The following is a 17,025-nucleotide window of genomic DNA, read 5'->3' on the forward strand; positions in this document are numbered from 1 at the left end:
GCTGCTCACCGGACGGCTGCTCCCCCGAGGGCTGCTCCGAGCCCGGCAGGGGCAGGCCGCCGGTCAGGCCGCCCAGCGGGTTGCTGCCGCCGAGGAGACCACCCAGGGGGTTGTCGCTGCTCGGCTCTTCGCCAGCGGGCTCCTCGCCCGAGGGCTGCTCACCGGACGGCTGCTCACCCGAGGGCTGCTCCGAGCCCGGCAGCGGAAGGCCGCCTGCGCCGGGGAGACCGGGCATGCCGAGGGACTCGAGCGTCTTGAGGTTGTTGGTGACCTCCAAGACGTCCAGGATCGCGGTCGGGTTGCCACTGCTGACCTGCTGGAGCGCCGTCGCCCACAGCAGGCGGAAGGCGTCGAAGTTGTTGCCGGCGAAGGAGAGGTACTCGTCCGGCGTCATGGTCGAGCTCGGTCCGATCCGGCTCATGATCTCCTTGGTCTGGAGGGTGTTGTAGAGGTAGTCCGGACCAGTGATCTTCGAGACGGACGGGACGCTCGGGAAGATCTTGCCCGCGAAGGTCGTGACCTTCTCCGGGGTCGGGATCTTGTTGAGGTCCACGCTGCCGTCCTTCGGGTTGACGGGCAGGCCCATGCCGCCGCACCCGGTGAGGAGCGTGACGTAGTCGGTGCCGTGGCCACGCACGTGGGACGGGTTGAAGATCGGGATCCAGCCCAGCGGGCCCCCGTAGATGTCGATGATCGGCATTTGCGAGTTGCCGATCGCGCCGCTGGCCAGGGACAGCGGCAGGTTCTTGTACGACGGGTCGGTGTGGTAGGTCAGGAAGTGCGAGTTGGTTCCGATGACGGGAATGCCGTCCTCGTTCTTCCACATGTGCTGCAGGAAGAAGTCACACGCGTCCCCGCCACCCTCGTGGGAGGTGTCGCCGCTCGAGTGGGCTCCGCCCGACTGGTTCGGGTCGGTCGAGGTCTGGACGGTCTCTCCGCCGAACAGTCCGGTCTCGAACAGCTCCGGGGCGTTGGCGATGAAGCCACCGGCGACCGGGAGACCGGCAGCCGACGACGTGGGCAGTGACGAGCCGATGCCGCCGACAGCCGAGCCGGCGCCGGTCGTGCCGGTGCTCTCCGGCCGGCCATCGCTGGGCTGCTTGTCCTCCGGCACCTGCGAGGTCGGCCCCGAGGTGGTGGCCGACGCATCGGCGGTGGTGCTGGGTGCCGAGATGGTCTGGGCATCGATCGGGGTCTGCGGGTCGTTCGACGCCGCGAGGGTCTCCGAGGTGTGGGCCTGGGCAGAGGGCGCCATCGCCGCGACGGACACGACTGCCACGCTCGCGGTGAGCGCGGCGGCCGGAGCGGCCAGGCGACGGACGGTCCTGTGAACGGTGTTGCGGAGCGCGGGCGTGGTCTCGCGACGAACGAGAGCGACCGGGGCAGCCGGTGCGGCCTTGGGAAGCCCGATCGGCTGCCAGCCAGCGGGAGCATCGGCACGACGCCGAGTCCTGATGTTGATAGACATGAGAGTTTCTCCGTTACTCGAAATCAGAGTGATGTCGGTCAGGCAGCGGCCGATCCCAGGTGCTGATCGCGTACTGCCGTACTGATGAATTCGGTTGGACTGAAACGGTGAGAATCTGCTGGGTCGCAGTGGGGTCGGCGTGTCCTGGCCGTGGCGGTGGATCGCGAAGATCACGGGTGCCGTTGAGGAGGCTCGAGCGAGTCCGACACGTTCCGAGGCGTGCTGGTGGATCGAGCTCCGTCGGCAGGGCCGTGCCGTGGCCGGGGCGACGTTGCTTCCCTGGCGCGCTCGAGAGTGGCGCGCCGTCACCGGTCAGTCCGGAGAGAAACCCGGGTCGAAGGTCGGGGTAGCCGGCAGGTGCCAGCCGTAGTCCCGGACGAGGCTGACGAAGCCGCCGCCGGGAAGCGTGAAGGAGGTCAGCCGTCCGCTCTGCTGATGGCTGGAGCCGGAGCCGCCGTCGTTGCCGCCAGCGGGGCTGTGCGGACCGGGCGGGGCCGGGATGGAACTGTCGCCCGCGTCGGCACCCCTTGTGTCGAGGAGCGCGCGGGAGAGGTAGACATCATCCTGGCCGGTGCCCTCGGAGCCGGCGTCGGCCAGCGAAGCAAAGGTCGCCGGCGAGTCGGTCGAGCCCGGGAACGTCTTGAAGGGCAGCAGGATCGGGACCGCCGGGAAGGCGTCGATCGTCGACGGGTCGCTCGGCGACACGGCCACCGGACTCGGCGAGCTCGGTACGTCCGTACCGGTGCCAGGGGCGGGAACGGTCGTCACCGGGCTCCCTGACGGGTCCGTCAGGACCGGCCCGAGGACCGGGTCGAGGACCGGGTCGATGCCGGTGGTGTCCACCGGCAAGGCGCCGAGTACGTCGTTGACGGGCTCCTCGATCACCGGGAGCGGCGGCAGCGCAACCGTCGGCAGCGCCGAACTCACATCCAGCGAGTCGAGCGTGCTCGAGAGCAGCTTGACCTCCGGCTCGGGCAGCGCCTTGTCGAGCTGCGTGGCGGTCAGCACACTCCCGGTCAGACCGTTCACCGTGTCCTCGGCGCCACCCACGAGTCCGGGGAGCGAGAGTCCTCCGGGCGATCCCTGGACGGAGGCCGCCTGGGTGTCAGTAGCGGGACCATCGGCTGGCTGCGCGGACGAGGACTGCGGGACCGCGTATGTGGTCAACCCATGCACGGTGGAGCCGATCAGACCCGCATCGCCGAGTGAACCGGCCGGTGCCGGAGGCTTCTGCGTTGTGGTGGTCTCGACAGACTCGACCACCACGCTCGATGGGTTCTGCGCGGCGGTCGGGTCCGACGCAGCGGCTGGGGAGACACTCTCAGAGGAGAGGGGCTCAGGGGCCACGGTCTCAGGGGCAACGGTCTTGGGAGCGACGGCGTCGGCGGCCTCGGTGAGGCCGCGCAGCGCGTCGTCGGTGAGTGAGCCGAAGGCATCGCCGATCCGGGCCTGGCCAGATGCCGGGCCCGATGCCTGTCTCGGAGCCCCGTCGGCAGGCTGGTCAGAGCTGTCCTGCGCCATCGCCGTGCCTGTGAAGGCCGCCCAGGACAACGCGGCGAAGCCCAGCACGGCGACTGTCCGGCCGCCCGCGCGTCGTAGCGTGCGAGCCCGGCGTCGCGCGTGCAGCGCGTTCTCGGCAGGCGTTGTCATGACCCGGCCTTGCCTCCTCCGGAGAGCAGGCTGCCCAGGCCGATCGGCTCGGTCACTGCCTGTTGCTCCCCGACCGCGCCCCGAGGGACGGCGTAGGCGCCTGGCACCTTGGTCTGAGTCGTCTCAGGTGTCTGGGCGATACCGGCCGACTGCACGGCGCTCCGTGAGGGCGCGTTGCCAACGTAGCGGGCCAGCCACATGCTCGGGTTGACGTTGTCCTGGTACATCCCGCCGCCGTTCGCGTGCACCTCGAAGTGCAGATGGCAGCCGGTCGAGTTGCCCTCGGAGCCGACGTATCCGATCTGCTGACCGGCGCGGACGATCTGGCGGCCCTCGACGGTGAGTCCTTGCATGTGGCCGTACCAGGTGGTCACCTTGCCGTTGCCGGTGGTCACCTTGACCAACCAGCGGCCGGACCAGCCACCGCCGGTCTCGATGATGACCATGCCGGCCGTCGCCGCGAGTACCGGGGTGCCGCAGGGAGCGGAGAGGTCGGTGCCGGTGTGCCAGCGGGTCCAGTGCCTGCTGGTGTCGCCGAAGTTGTGGAGGTCGGTGTACGTCCCGCGGGGCAGCGGAGGTGTGACCAGTGCGTTGAGGTCGTTGGCAGTGGTGACAGCCTTGGGCACGCTTGGCAGCCTGCTCGACGCATCGTCCGCGCGGGCGGACTGCGGAGCGAGGCCGGCAAGTGCGATTGCAGAGAGCGCAGTGGAGAGCGCAGTCGCCGCAAGGCTGTTTCGAGCGCTGTTGTGAGCTCTGGTTCGAGCAAAGGTCGACATCTGACAATCCACCACCCTTCGGCCTCCGGCGGGAATTTCCGGAACGCTGACAACGGACAGACGAGTTCAATCGGTTGCGATGGAATGCGCCTGTGGATCTTGGCTTGGCCGCGGATGCCCGAGTGAGGTGACAGCCGCTTTGACACACGGATACGGATGTGGGGCGCGATGCCGACAACGTCAGCGCGCAGGCATCAGACATGCGCACGAGACATCAACGACATCTCAGGACCAATAGCGCTCGGTAACGGCGATTAAGCCGCCGCTCTCGGTCTCAAACCGGCTTGGGTGACGAGTCCTCGCCGGTACTTCCAAACACGATGATTACCCCTTGACGTAACAGTTGTCCAGACCCACGGCAAAATAAATTGGGACCAACTGCTCGGTAACAGCGGGACTATGGGCCTGGCTTGGTCGTCGGCGAGAATTGCCGGTCAAACGTGGACAACCCGCCCGATCCGATGACATCATCAAATCCGTCACGTCTGGTGGCGGCCTCGTGCCGTTTCCGAGCACCCGACGAGATTGACATCCAGCCTTCGCTGGGGAGTGTCACAGGTTGTCGAGCCGCTGCCCGGTTCCTGGTCAGCGGAGTTCCGACCGAGGGAACTGACGGTCGTCGTTCTCTGGGGTGCGAGCGCATGCGTCTGCGCCATGCGCCGAGGACCGCGCTCGCCTGTGCGCCCGCTCCATCGATCTCCTGCACCGTCGTCGACTGCGGCGTCGGTCAGCCAATGACACCGCTGCGGTCACCTCGGTCGTGGTGGAACCGGATGAAGGAACCTCGCTATGAAATGCTCCGCCAGAACTATCCGTATCGCCCGTTTCGGTCTGGTCGCCGCCGGCATCCCGACGTTGCTCGTCGCCACCGCCGCCGCCGCTTCCGCGCATGTCTCAGTCAACCCGGACAGTGCTCCAGCAGGGGGCTACTCCAAACTCACCTTCAAGGTCCCCAACGAGTCCGACACCGCTTCGACGACCAAGCTGCGGGTGGTCCTGCCGACCGAGCATCCGCTCACCTCTGTGTCGGTTCAGCCGCGCGCGGGGTGGACCTACCAGGTCAAGACGACCAAGCTCTCCAAGCCGCTGACCGACCATGACGGCAACGAGATCACCCAGGCTGTCTCCGAGGTGAACTGGACCGCCGAGTCCGCCGCGACCGCTATCAAGCCCGGTGAGTTCGACGAGTTCAGCATCTCGGTCGGCCCGTTGCCGGACAGCGGTTCCATGACGTTCAAGGCCCTGCAGACCTACTCCGACGGATCCGTCGCCCGCTGGATCGACGAGGACGAGTCGGGGGAGAAGCCGGCTCCCACACTCGATCTGACCGGTGACGCTGGTGAGACGGTTGGCGCCGGGCACCACGACGAGGCCGGGGGAGATGGCCACACCGCTGCCGCCGACGGGGCGGAAGAGCCGGAGGCGGCGTCGAAGACACCTCTCGTACTGTCGATCATCGCGATCGTCGTCGCGGTCTTCGGGGCCGGACTCGGAGTGCTTCGGAGGCGGTCCTGATTCTTGACCTCGGCCGACGAGCCCGCGCTCTTCTCCTGGTCGCGGGCTCGTTGGCGTGCGTCGTGATGCTCGGCGTGGTCCTCGCTGCCGGTCCGACCGAGGCGCACGCCGTGCTCAAGAGCAGCACCCCCGCCGAAGGTGACGTTCTCGACGTCGCGCCGACCGAGGTCACGCTGATCTTCAACGAGCCCGTCAACATGGTGCCGGAGTCCGTCCAGGTCTTCGCGCCCGACGGGACACGGGTGGAGCACGGCAAGGCTGCCCATCCGGACGGCACCGCCAACGCTGTCCGGATCGGTGTGGCCTCCTCGCAGCGCGGCACGTACCTCGTCTCGTGGCGTGTCGTCTCCGCCGATTCGCACCCACTCGCGGGAGCTTTCACCTTCTCTGTGGGAGCGGCATCGAAGACCGACGCCAAACCTCCCGCCCAACCATCCCAGGTCCTGTCTTGGTCCCTGGGCGGGGCACGGTGGCTCGGCTACCTCGGATCGGCGCTCCTGCTCGGCATCCTCGTCGTGCTCGCTTGGTGCTGGCCGACCGGGAGCGCGACGACCTTGCAGCGGCTGGTGTCCGCCGGCGCCGTTCTGCTCGCCGGCGGTGCGCTGCTGGAGATCCTGCTCAAGGGTCCGTACGACGCGGGCCTCGGGTTATCGGTGATAGGGCGTCCCGATCTGCTGCAGGAGGTATGGCAGACCACGTACGGCAAGGCTGTCGTGGCACGTTTCCTGCTCACGGGCTTGGGTGTCCTGGTGATCTGGCGCAATCGCTGGGTGATCTCGATCTGGGCTCTGCTCGTCGGTATGACGTTCGCGCTGGCCGGCCATGCGGCAGGCGGATCACTGCGAGTGTTCGCCGTGTTGAGCGAGACGGCACATGCGATCGCGGCCTCGATCTGGCTCGGCGGGTTGTTGGTGGTCCTCGTTGCGATCCGCCTACGCGACGCCGAGGCGCTAGCTGTCGTACGGCGGTTCTCGCGGCTGGCGTTCGCGGCTGTGTGTGCACTGGTGATCACCGGCCTGTTTCAGTCGTGGCGCGGCGTCGGGTGGTCGTGGGGTGCGTTGACCGAGACCACGTATGGTCACGAACTGCTGGTCAAGACGATGCTGGTCGTGGCCGTACTCCTCCTTGCCTCGTTCTCTCGGGCCTGGGTCAACCGCCGGATCGCCGGATCGTCGGCGCCCGCGCGGCGCGGGATCGACCTGCGGTGGACCGTGCTCGGGGAAGCCGTCGGCATCATCGTCGTGCTCGCCGTCACCAGCAGTCTGACCGCCACCGAACCCGCAAGAACCGCGTACCACCCGAAGACGACCGCGGAGCTCGTGATCGAGGGAGATACCGTGCGCGTCGCGGCCACACCCCGCGGTGACCGCAGCGTCGACCTGCGCCTGTACGTCTTCGACGCCAGCGGTCAACCGACCGACCCGCCCGAGGTCAAGGCCGCGGTGAGCCTCGGCAAGATCGGACCGCTCCCGGTGCCGCTGGAAGCCGTTTCCTCCGGCCAGCGTCTGGGGAGCATCGATGTGCCGGTCGCCGGCACCTGGAAACTCGCGATCACCGTCCGCGCGACCGAATTCGACCAGTCGACCAAGACGATCGACGTGCCGATCCGCTGAGAGCGGCGGTCGTCATCCACCGTATCCGGAGGCCGGCTTCGCCAGATCGAGAGACCAGGTCACGACCCGATCGCCCTCGTCGTACGCCCACGGTTCGGAGACAGCGGTGAAGCCGGCCCGCTCGTAGAGCGCGATGGCCCGTGCGTTCGTCTCCCTGACTTCCAGCTCGATGCGCTGGAACCCGGCATCCCGCGCGTGCTCGACGGCGTCGGCGACCAAGGCCGCGCCCATGCCGCGCGAGGTGACGGCCGGGTCGACGCAGAGCCGGGACAGCAGCGCGACGCCGTTCTCTCGGGTGAGGGTGAGCGCGAAGCCGTCGGGCGCTGACCCGACGACGGCGAAGCGTACGGTCGGTTCCGTGAACGCCGCCTGTGCTTTCCGGGCGGCCTCATCGGCGACCTCGGACCCGTCTCGGGCGACGATCACCCGCGTCCACAGATCGACGCAGCGACCCACGTCGCCGATGGACCCGCCGCGGATCGAGAAGCTCATGCGCCCAAGTGTCGCTGGTGGGTGGGTGGCCACGCACAGGCGTGCGCCGGCGTGAGCGCCCCTGCATGAGGGAGGAGGGCGCTCACGCCGGCGCGGCGTGGACCAGCGTCAGTCGGTCAGGTCCTTCAGCTGGACGTTGCGGTAGTGGACGGTCTCACCTCCGCCGTGGTTCTGCATGCCGACGAAGCCGGCCAGGTCGCGGGCGGGGTCGGTGCTGGTGAAGTCGTTCACCAGAGTCCCGTTGAGGAACACCTTGATCGTCGAGCCCTCGACCCGGATGTCGTACGAGTTCCATGACCCGACCGGCTTGAGAGCCGCTGCGACCGCCTCCGGGTCGGCGCCCTTGAAGGTGTAGATGGCGCCGGTGGTGCGGTCAGGAGCGTCGGAGGCGTCGATCTGGACCTCGTAGCCCTGGTTGACCGCGACCCAGGGGTCGTTGCCGGGGTTGGGGAAGCCGACGAAGACGCCGCCGTTGTCGTCGCGGAGCAGCTTCCAGTCGAGGCGCAGGCTGTACTCGCTGAACTCCTGCTCGGCGTACCACAGCAGGCCCAGGCCGTTGGTCGTACGCAGCGAGCAGTCGTCCTGGCGACCGAACGAGCCCGGTCCGGCCATCCGCCACGCGGCCAGGGACGACAGCGTCCCGTCGAAGAGCGACTTGTAGCCCGGGGCGGGCTTCTGCGGCGTACAGATGTCTTCGCCGCCGCCGACCTTGAGGGCGTCGAAGTTGACGTTCCCCTCGTCACCCTGGTCGTAGCGCAGGGTGATCCGGTTGACGCCGGCCTTCAGTCGCATCGACCGCGTCACCGTCGCCCAGGTCTGCCAGTCGCCGGTGGACTCGAGCGCCCACGGCTCGACCTCGGTGCCGTTGAGGTAGACCGAGACCCGCTTGGTGCCGGGCGCCGGGTCGGGGCCGTTGGCGTAGCGCAGCCGGACCGGGTACGTCCCGGCGCGGTCGACCTTCGCGTCGAAGGTCACCGACGCGCCGACGTTGCCGAAGCCGTCGACGAACCCGGAGCCGGAGTAGCCGTTGTGCTCGACCGCGACGTTGGCGCTGCCCCGCAGGGTCGCCTGCTCGGCCTCGAGATAGCCGCGGTCAGCCGGTGACTCGTAGCCGGGGATCGAGTTGAGCGTGTACCAGGCCTCGGTGTTCCACAGCTCTTTCCCGCCCTCGCTGGTGAACGGCCGCGGCGAGCGCAGGTGCACGACACGGCCCTCCTCCAGGCCGTCGACGGTCAGCTTCACCGAGGTGCGATCGGCGGAGACCTCGGCACCCGAGACGAACAGCGGCCGCTCGTCGATCTTCGGCCCGCCGTACGACGGTCGCGGCGCGTAGCGCCAGTGGGTCATCCGGAACGCGGCGTTCGGGTTCGCGGCGATCTTCTCGACGGTCTCCTGCGAGAGCGGCTTCGTGTACCGGATCTCGAAGCCGTTCCTGGTGGCGCGCATCTGGTGCATGTCGAACGCCGAGCCGTCGGCCGGGCTCATCCGCTGCAGGCCATAGCGGAGCTTGCCCGGCTCGCTCCAGTTGCCGGCCTCGCCGATGCCGCCGACGTAGATCGACCCGTCGGGGCCGAGCAGGGTGCGGTTCACGCCCGCCTCGAGTCCGGCGGACCAGCGGAAGACCGCGCCCTGGTACTCACCCTCGACCTTCTCCAGGAAGCCGCGCTGCAGGCCGCCGTAGGTGACGTCGCCGAAGATCATCTGGCCTTCGTACGTCCCCTGCGACAGCATCATCGGGCTGCTCGGGGAGTTGCCGATCTCGTTCTGCGGCACCCACAGGGCCGGGTCGGTGACCGGCTTCTCGTCGAACGGGCCGGCCGGGTTCGTGTAGTGGTTGAAGAACCGCCCGGGCTTGACGTGCACCAGCTTGGAGCTGGGCAGCCAGGCGCCCTGGTTGTCCATCACGAACAGGTCGCCGTCGGGTCCGCGCATCATCCCGTTGGGCGTACGCAGCCCACCGGCGAGGTAGGTGATCTCCCCGGTCTTGCGCGAGATCTTCAGGGTCGTGCCGCGGTTGCGTGCGGGCTGCGGGTCGGTGGTCGCGCCACCGAAGTTGATGGCGACGGAGAGGTTGACGTAGAAGCTCTCCTCGTCGTGGAGGAGGCCGAAGGCGAACTCGTGGAAGTTCTCGCCGAAGGGCCATTCCGCGACCTTGCGGTGGCTGTCGTAGAAGCCGTCGCCGTCGGGGTCGGTCAGCTCGGTGAGCTGGTCGCGCTCGGAGACGAAGATCGACTCGCCGATGACGGCCACGCCCATCGGGTTGAACAGGTCGGTCGCGACCTTCTCCACCTCGACGTCCTCGGGTCCGCTGGCCGTACGGGCGTTGCTGAGGAAGAAGATCTCGCCCGGCTCGGGGTTCTCCACCCAGCCCGACGGGCTCACCGACCCGGAGGTCACCACGGCCAAGCGGCCGTCCGGCGCCCAGTCCAGCGCGGACACCATCGGCTCGAAGCCCTCGGGCCGCAGGTCGGTCAGGTCGTACGCCGGGTGGACGCTGTCCAGTTGCATGCCGTCACCGGCGGTGTCGTTCTGCCCCTCGCAGTACTTCGTGCCCGGGGCGGTCACCCGGACGACTCCTGCCTCGGTGCTCAGGACCTCGGTCGGCACCAGCGCGAAGTCGGTGGCGCCCGGCGGACGCCACTGCAGGCGGAGCACCTCACCGCCGCCGTTCTCGAAGTGCTCCACGCGCAGGTCGTGGTAGCCCTCGCTCAGCGCGACGGAGCCGTCCTTGGCGGTCTCCCCGTGGAGCCCGTCGTGGTTGATGACCTCCGAGCCGTCGATGACCAGCCGGGAGCCGTCGTCGCTGATCAGCCGGAAGTCGTACGTCCCGGCAGCATCGATGCGCAGGTTGGCCAGGGCGTGGGAGATGAACCGTTCGGCGAGCCCGAAGTCGTCGGGCGAGTCGTAGTCGATGACCGAGGTGAGCTTGTCGACGTTGGGCGTCTGGCCGGCTCGCAGCGTGCACAGCTGCTCGATCGGCCGGCTCATGTCGTAGGTGCGCAGCGTGACGCCGGGCTCCTGTGGTGGGAGCTCAGCCTCAGCAGCGGTGGCGGGGCCGCTGCCGAGCAGCGCCGCCGCGACCGACAGGCCGACGAGTGAGCCGAGCACGGCTCTGGATGGGGGGACGTGGATCATGGGGGCCTCCGCGTGAGATGTGGCGCGAGTCACATCCGAAGGTAGGGACCCCGTGAGACTTCGTCAAGAAGTTTGGGAACTTTCGCAAATTAGTTTTGAATGTCGGGATGGCGAGGCTCCCGGGTGGTCCTCATGAGGTGGCGGGACACCAGTGCCAGCCAGGCGAACCACACCGTCAGGCCGACGCGTGGGCCGAGTCCGAGGCCCACGAACGACAGTCCGATGAAGGCCGCGACGGTCGCGATTCCGGCGATCAGGGTCGGGGTCCGCAGGTCGCGCCAGCGCTCACCGCGCCCGAACGCGTAGGCCAGTGCGAACACCGACACCAGCAGCCCCAGCACCGTGACCAGCGACTCGATCTGATGCGCCACGGCGAGCCCTGAGCTGCCCCCGTTGTCGCAGCCCGCATCGAGCGAGCGGCAGTCGAGCCGGAGCCACCCGTCGAGGAACACGCCGGCGCCCACGACCGCCAGTGCGATCACCCCGAGCCCGCCCGCGACGCCGGGCGGCCGAGCTCGCCAGAGACCGAAGGCGAGCGCCATGACCAGCAGACCGGTCAGGTTCGCCCCGATCTGGTTGTAGATCCAGGCATGGTCGGCGGTGCGTGCGCCGAGGTCGCTGATCGCGTCGTCGACCACGCTGTAGGCGTCGGGCTGGACGATCCCGCCGACGACCCAGGCGGCCGTGAACACGATCGGTGCGAACAGGCCGCACAGCGCGCTGAGGCGCAGCAGGCTGCGGGGGAGATGGTCGGCACCGGTCGTCATGCCCTCATCGTGCCGACTCCGCCGCGCGCCGTGGATCAGGGACGACCCGGACCCGGCCCTCGGTCCCGCCTGAGATCGTCAGCTGTCGGGTCGAAGAGCCGGTCGAGGTGCTGATCGACAGCCGCGAGCGCGGCCTCCGGCTCGATCACGCCGAGCTCCAGGAGCGGGGTGAAGCCGGTCAGCGAGAGGATCAGGTCGGTCTCGAGCGCAGGGTCGCGATCCGAGGAGATCTGCCCGTTGGCGATTGCCTCGCGGACGAGGCGCTCGACCATCTCCCGCCCCTCCCGGAGCCCGGCGCGCGCCACCTCGCGCAGTTCGGGGTCGTGCAGTGCCTCGAGGACGTACGCGGCGTTCATGCGGCTGGTGGCGCGCGCATCGGTGTGCATGGGGAGCATCTCGGTGACGACCACCCGCAGCACGTCTCGGGGGTGCGGAGGCTGGTCGAGCCCGGACAGGCCGTGAGCGACCCGCGCGGACGTCTGCTCGGCGGCGAACTCCATCGCGAAGGTCAGCATGGAGGTGCGCGACGAGAAGTAGTGCTGGAGCTGTCCGAGCGATACGCCGGCCTCGCGAGCCACCTCGCGCATGGTCGCGCGTGGCCAGCCCTGTTGCTCGACCACCCGCCACAGTGCGCTCGCGATGGCCTCGCGTCGTTCGCGGTGGTCGACCAGCTTCGGCATCCTCGCCCTCCCTGTTCCAATACGCGTGACATAATACAGGTGACTGATATCCGTGATGGAGGGAGCGCCGGGTGACGCTTCATGACCCGTACGCCTTCGCGATCGACGATGCGGTCGCGGTGGCCCTGCTCGCCGACCTCCAGGTCCGCAGGGCGATCGCGCGCGGCGACTTCGACGATCTGCCCGGCAGCGGCGAGCCGATCGACCTGCCGGACCACCACGACCCCGACTGGTGGATCCGGAGCCTCGTCCAGCGTGAGCACATCGCACTTCTGCCGCCATCGATCCAGCTCCGCAAGGACGACGCGGCGCTCGACGATCGCCTGGACAAGTTGATGGACGAGAAGTCCGTACGCCGCGAGGTCGACGACTTCAACGAACGCGTGATCCGAGCGCGCTACGAACCGCCGGCCGGGCCGCCACTGATCACGATGCCGCGCGACCCCGACGCCACGGTCGCTGCGTGGGCGGAGCGCCGAGCGGCGCGAGCAGCGAGGCACCGTGAGGCTGCTCGGGCGGCGGAGCGGCGGACCCGGCGACGCGGATTCTTCCGCCGCCGGTAGCGCTCACCGCGCCATCTCCTCCAGCACCCGCGGCGAGGTGACCCTCGGGTGGCGACGCCGGCTAGCGGACGGCGCGCTGCACCAGGGCGGTGAGCTGTTCCTCGACGGCGGGGGTCATCGCGGCGACGGCGAAGACGGTCGGCCAGATGTCGCCGTCGTCGAGGTTCGCCCACTCCTGGAAGCTGACCTCGGCATAGCGCATCTTGAACTTCCCGGCGCTCTTGTGGAACACCACGACCTTGCCGTCGGCGTTGGCGTACGCGGGCATGCCGTACCAGGTCTTCGGGGCGAGATCCGGCGCGTGCGTCGTGACGATCCGGTGGAGCGTCTCGCCGATGGCGCGGTCGTTGTCGTCCATCGCCCCGATCTTCTCGAGGCAGTCGGCGAGGTCGGCGGCGGCCTCCTTGCTCCCGCTGCCACGCTTGGCGGCGGTCCTGCGCTCGGCGGCCGCCTCCTTCATCGCGGCCTTCTCTTCCTCGGTGAAAGTGCTGTTCGCCATCGGTCTTTCCTTCCTGAGCAGGTCTGTTGAGACGAGCCTAAGGAGCCGGACTGTCCGTACGCTTCTTCGTTCCTGATCAGTCGAAAGCAGGCTTCTGGGCGAAGACGATCGCGCCGGGGACCTCGTCGTCGGGACGCATGAGGAGCTCGGCCTCGATGGTGAACCCGGCATCGCGCAGCCATCGAGAGATCTGCTCGGGTCGCCGCCGGTGGCTGTCGACGTTGATCGGGCGTCCGGTGTAGCCGGTGGTCGAGTGCTGGGTCTGGTCGCCGACATGGAAGCCGACGAGCACCGGCCCGCCGGGCCGCAGCACCCGCCAGAACTCCTCGAACACCCCGGGCACCGCCGGGTCGGGGATGTGGATGACGGACCAGAAGGCGAGTACGCCGCCCCACCGATCCGTCCGCCAGCGGTAGGTCGGTCATCGACCCGACCTCGAAGCCGAGATCAGGGTGGTCGCGCCGGGCGATGGCGATCATCTCGGGGGAGAGGTCGATCCCGAACGCCTCCACTCCGAGATCGTGGAGATGCCGGGTGACGTACCCGGGGCCGCAGCCGACGTCGGCAACAGGTCCGCCCCCGCCATCGCGCACCGCCTCGGCGAACGTGGCCAGGCCGGCGCGCAGATACGGGCGGCCGTCCAGCAGGCCGCGTACCTTCTCGGCATAGCCCGCGGCGTCGGTGTCGTACGACTCGCGGGTCTCGTTCAGCCAGTCGTCGGGCATCGGAAACGACCCTAGACCAGAGTGAAGCGCGAGATTCTTGCCGCGCTGCCCGCTGCCGCGCTGCCCGCAGCCCGCTGCCCGCAGCGCGTCGCCGAGCGCTTGTCGTGCTCGCCGCGTGCTGCTCTCGTTCTGGACGTTGGTCAGGCCTCGCGATGAATAATCGTTCAGCGGCACCGCTGCTGACAGCGCCGTGTCCCGCCAGCGCCGATGCCGGGTCGCGCACCAGCTCGGCGCCGGGGAAACCATCGCCCCCGTCGTAGTCCATCGCCCATGCGGTGCCGATGGGGTGCCCATCATCGATGAGCCAGAAGTCGGTCTCTCGTGGCAGCTCTTCGGGCCGCTCGCCGCGGGCGAGGGCCGTATCGCGAGTTTGATGATGCTCGCGGTCTCGGGTCAAGGGACCGAGCGGGTCGGTCAGGCGCCGCCCTCGTTTGACCGTGAGAGACCTCGAGCGAGCTCGAGGCACCGGTCCGCCGCATCGCTGCCGGTGAGGGCGACCTTCGTGAGGGCCTCGGCCCAGCGCTCGTACTGCGCGACCTCTACGGGGTCAGCGATCTCCAAACTTCCAGCCGTGGTCTCGATGGTGACAACCTGGTCGCGCTGGACCCAGCCATGCCCGACCAGCACGGGGTACTGATTCAGCGGGACAATCCCGACCGTCGCTTTAGCACGGATGGCCAGATCGGCCAGGTGCTCCAACTGTGCTCGCATCACTGCGGGACCCCCGATACAGGGGTGGAGGGCAGTCTCCGAAACAAGGATGGTCACGTTTCGTCCTGGCTCGTACAGGATCGACGAGCGACGCATCCGGGCTGCGATCATCGCGGCCACGTCGTCCTCGCTTGCGCCGTGCTCGACTGGTCCACCGAGCAGTTCTAGCAATGCGGCTGCGTAGCCGGGGGTCTGGCATAGTCCAGGAACGGCGGCAGGCTCGTAGTTGAAGATCGTCGTTGAGGCCTTCTCGGCGGCGGCGGTTGCCCGCTGCAGCGCCGCTGCGCCGTCATCGTCCTGGAAGGCGTCCCGAAAGACTGAGTACTCCCATGAGGCACGCTGCTGGATCGCCAGGAGCCGGTCGAGGTCCGCGCCAACGGCTGTTGCCCAGGCGCGGACCTCGTCGCTGGTGGGCACCTGGCGTCCGGCCTCGATCCTGGAGATCTTCGGCTGCGACCACGCTTGGCCGGTCCGCTGCAGCTGCGCGGCGAGAGCAACTCCGGTCACCCCGGCCTCTCGCCGCGCAGTACGTAACGCGTCCCCGAGGGCTTCTCGTGCTCGCCGCGTCGGGCCACTCACCGAACCTGCTCCTTGCTGATCGTCCTGTCCTCGTTCCGGCCCGTCGATCAGACCTCGCGACGAAGATAGTCGTTCAGCGGCACTGCCGCTGCCAGCGCGGTGTCACGCCACCGCCGATAGGTCTCGATCGTGCCCGGGTCGCGCACCAACTCGGCGCCGTGGAAGCCACCACCATCGTCGTAGTTCATAGCCCACGCGGTGCAACTTGGCAGGCCATCGTCGAACAACCAGAAGTCTGTCCCGCGAGGCAGGCCTTCGGGCCACTGCCCGCGGGCGACAGGGAGTAGAAGGATGTCCTCGCCAGCGGCATGGTTGCCGACGTATGCGGCAATCTCGAAGCGCAGGTAGTCAGTCAGCGGCTCTTCGACGACATGCACGCGCCGCAACGATCGGCCTTCCGCCTTGTGTCCGGCGATCACTGCTCTCCAGTCGTCGCTGCCGGGGGACTGGACCTGTCCGGTGCGCAGGAACTCCTGGTACTTGTCCCGTTCACTGTCGACGTTGTAGATCTGCAGCGTCTCAAGGCGGAACCACGAGTCGGTCAACGTGTGGAACACCTCCGGCCATGTCGGCTCTGCAGCCGTCGTCTCCTCGCCCACGCCGAATCAGGCCTGAGCCTCGATGGCCCGCGCCGCGCGCAGGATGACGTCGGCCGGGATGGTCACGGCGTCCTCGTGGTCAGGCAGGTTCGCGCCGAGCTCGGTGCGAGTGGCGTCGTCGATCTTGATGCCCTGGACAACCAGGACGGCGGGGTCGTCCGTGGTGTGCACGGAGGGGCAGCCCGTGTTTTCGCATCCGTTGATGACAGCGATTCGTGTGAGGGCCATACCGAGAAAACCTTCCATCACTTGGTTGGCTCGGTCTGTTTCGAGCCAACCCCGAGTCGCCATCTTGGCGGAATCAGACACCGCACGCAATCATGTGGCTTATATTTGAGTGGATAATATGATTCACTAGCGGAGTCCGGGGCGTCGAAAGGGTTTCCAGCCATGCGGTCGGCGTCCTGGGTTCCAGCCGTCCACCGACACGTACGGAGCAGTATGAGTTCCGCAGTCAGCAGCAGACGTTCTCGCCCGGGCCGCCCTGGTCGTCCACGGCACATCCCGGCGTACGACGACAGGCTCTCGGGCCGTGAGCAGATCCTCGACGTGGCGGCTCGCCTGTTCGTCGGCCGCGGCTTCGCTGCGACCTCGACGCGGGAGATCGCGGAGGGGGTCGGGATCAGGCAGGCCTCGGTCTACTACTACTTCTCCAGCAAGGACAAGATCCTCGAGGAGCTGCTGGCGCTCACGGTGCGCCCGACCCTCGAGCAGATCGACCGGGTCGAAGCGGTCGCCACCGAGCATGGGTGGGCTGCGGCTCTCTATGCGCTGGTCATGATCGACACCGGCACCCTCGCCGAAGCGCCTCACAACACCGGGCTCCTGCCCTCGCTGCCCGAGGTGCGTTCGCTGGAGCAGTTCCAGCCCTACCGTGAGGTGCGCTCCGACCTGGTCGATGCATACGGCCGGCTCGGGTCCCACATCGTCGGCCACCAGGTGGACGGGAACCTGATCACTCACCTGGTCGAGAGCGTGGTGGCGTCTCGCGCCGACGGCGTCGCGGTCGACGAAGACGCCCGCCACGCGATCGCCACGGCCGCCTTGGGTGCGTGCGGCGCCACCAAGGAAGAGATCACCATCGCGGCCGCGGTTACCTGGGCCGAACTGCTCGCATAACCGGCCCCATCGACTCCCGGCCGGGTCAGAGCTCCCGCCGGACACGGGAGCCAGTCACATCTGAGCGCAGATAACGCGCCATCGTCACGCACCCCAGCCACAGGCCGTGTCCGGTGGAACGTCCACCCGATGCA

General features: G+C 68.4%; 16 protein-coding genes and 1 pseudogene. 4 read left to right on the forward strand and 13 right to left on the reverse strand.

The window, feature by feature from the left end; all coding sequences use genetic code 11:
* The 3 genes from G5C66_RS23780 to G5C66_RS26650 form a co-directional block, all read right to left on the reverse strand.
* Positions 1-1,468, reverse strand: a 1,468-nt coding sequence (locus tag G5C66_RS23780) for a hypothetical protein (RefSeq protein ID WP_206444498.1), incomplete at its 3' end; no start/stop codon positions are given.
* Positions 1,469-1,780: 312 nt separating this feature from the next.
* Complete coding sequence (locus G5C66_RS23785; protein ID WP_165113817.1) at positions 1,781-3,118, reverse strand: hypothetical protein; 1,338 nt, start codon at positions 3,116-3,118, stop codon at positions 1,781-1,783.
* A complete protein-coding gene (locus G5C66_RS26650) occupies positions 3,115-3,744 on the reverse strand; it encodes a peptidoglycan DD-metalloendopeptidase family protein (protein ID WP_165113819.1) in 630 nt (209 codons plus the stop codon). Before G5C66_RS26650 ends, G5C66_RS23785 begins: the two co-directional genes overlap by 4 nt.
* Positions 3,745-4,683: 939 nt before the next feature.
* On the opposite strand from G5C66_RS26650, the gene G5C66_RS23795 reads away from it, so the two are divergent.
* Positions 4,684-5,409 carry a YcnI family protein gene (locus tag G5C66_RS23795; RefSeq protein ID WP_165113821.1) on the forward strand — a complete coding sequence of 242 codons (726 nt, stop codon included), beginning with the start codon at positions 4,684-4,686 and terminating at the stop codon, positions 5,407-5,409.
* Positions 5,410-5,474: 65 nt separating this feature from the next.
* Complete coding sequence (locus G5C66_RS23800) at positions 5,475-7,022, forward strand: copper resistance CopC/CopD family protein (RefSeq protein WP_241248812.1); 1,548 nt, start codon at positions 5,475-5,477, stop codon at positions 7,020-7,022.
* Positions 7,023-7,034: 12 nt separating this feature from the next.
* Here the strand turns inward: G5C66_RS23800 and G5C66_RS23805 are convergent, their stop codons facing one another.
* The 4 genes from G5C66_RS23805 to G5C66_RS23820 all read right to left on the reverse strand — a co-directional run bounded on the left by G5C66_RS23805 (position 7,035) and on the right by G5C66_RS23820 (position 12,096).
* Positions 7,035-7,514 (reverse strand): GNAT family N-acetyltransferase, encoded by a 480-nt coding sequence (locus G5C66_RS23805; protein ID WP_165113824.1) that lies wholly within the window; start codon positions 7,512-7,514, stop codon positions 7,035-7,037.
* Between the two features lie 108 nt (positions 7,515-7,622).
* Positions 7,623-10,649: a 3-keto-alpha-glucoside-1,2-lyase-like domain-containing protein gene (locus G5C66_RS23810; RefSeq protein ID WP_165113826.1), complete on the reverse strand. Its 3,027-nt coding sequence runs from the start codon at positions 10,647-10,649 to the stop codon at positions 7,623-7,625.
* An 89-nt stretch (positions 10,650-10,738) separates the two neighbouring features.
* Complete coding sequence (locus G5C66_RS23815) at positions 10,739-11,416, reverse strand: DUF998 domain-containing protein (protein ID WP_165113828.1); 678 nt, start codon at positions 11,414-11,416, stop codon at positions 10,739-10,741.
* A 35-nt stretch (positions 11,417-11,451) separates the two neighbouring features.
* Positions 11,452-12,096, reverse strand: coding sequence for a TetR/AcrR family transcriptional regulator (locus tag G5C66_RS23820; protein ID WP_165113830.1), 645 nt, complete (start codon positions 12,094-12,096; stop codon positions 11,452-11,454).
* A 71-nt stretch (positions 12,097-12,167) separates the two neighbouring features.
* Between G5C66_RS23820 and G5C66_RS23825 the strand changes: the two genes are divergently transcribed.
* On the forward strand, positions 12,168-12,659 hold the full coding sequence (locus G5C66_RS23825) for a DnaJ family domain-containing protein (protein WP_165113833.1): 492 nt from the start codon (positions 12,168-12,170) through the stop codon (positions 12,657-12,659).
* Between the two features lie 61 nt (positions 12,660-12,720).
* Here G5C66_RS23825 and G5C66_RS23830 read toward each other — a convergent pair whose 3' ends face one another.
* The 6 genes and pseudogenes from G5C66_RS23830 to G5C66_RS23850 form a co-directional block, all read right to left on the reverse strand.
* On the reverse strand, positions 12,721-13,158 hold the full coding sequence (locus G5C66_RS23830; protein ID WP_165113836.1) for an iron chaperone: 438 nt from the start codon (positions 13,156-13,158) through the stop codon (positions 12,721-12,723).
* 76 nt (positions 13,159-13,234) lie between these two features.
* Positions 13,235-13,492, reverse strand: a complete 258-nt coding sequence (locus G5C66_RS26985) for a hypothetical protein (protein ID WP_338144300.1) — start codon at positions 13,490-13,492, stop codon at positions 13,235-13,237.
* Between the two features lie 118 nt (positions 13,493-13,610).
* Positions 13,611-14,180, reverse strand: a pseudogene (locus G5C66_RS26990) (methyltransferase domain-containing protein); the annotation flags it as partial.
* Positions 14,181-14,297: 117 nt separating this feature from the next.
* Positions 14,298-15,173, reverse strand: coding sequence for a Scr1 family TA system antitoxin-like transcriptional regulator (locus G5C66_RS23840; RefSeq protein ID WP_165113838.1), 876 nt, complete (start codon positions 15,171-15,173; stop codon positions 14,298-14,300).
* A gap of 47 nt (positions 15,174-15,220) precedes the next feature.
* Positions 15,221-15,772, reverse strand: coding sequence for a DUF6879 family protein (locus tag G5C66_RS23845; RefSeq protein WP_165113841.1), 552 nt, complete (start codon positions 15,770-15,772; stop codon positions 15,221-15,223).
* Positions 15,773-15,778: 6 nt separating this feature from the next.
* Entirely contained in the window at positions 15,779-15,943 is a 165-nt protein-coding gene (locus tag G5C66_RS23850) for a hypothetical protein (protein ID WP_165113843.1), read from the reverse strand.
* A 270-nt stretch (positions 15,944-16,213) separates the two neighbouring features.
* On the opposite strand from G5C66_RS23850, the gene G5C66_RS23855 reads away from it, so the two are divergent.
* Entirely contained in the window at positions 16,214-16,891 is a 678-nt protein-coding gene (locus G5C66_RS23855; RefSeq protein ID WP_165113846.1) for a TetR/AcrR family transcriptional regulator, read from the forward strand.
* Positions 16,892-17,025 lie beyond the last annotated feature (134 nt).

Source organism: Nocardioides turkmenicus (genome assembly GCF_011045035.1).
Lineage (GTDB): Bacteria > Actinomycetota > Actinomycetes > Propionibacteriales > Nocardioidaceae > Nocardioides > Nocardioides turkmenicus.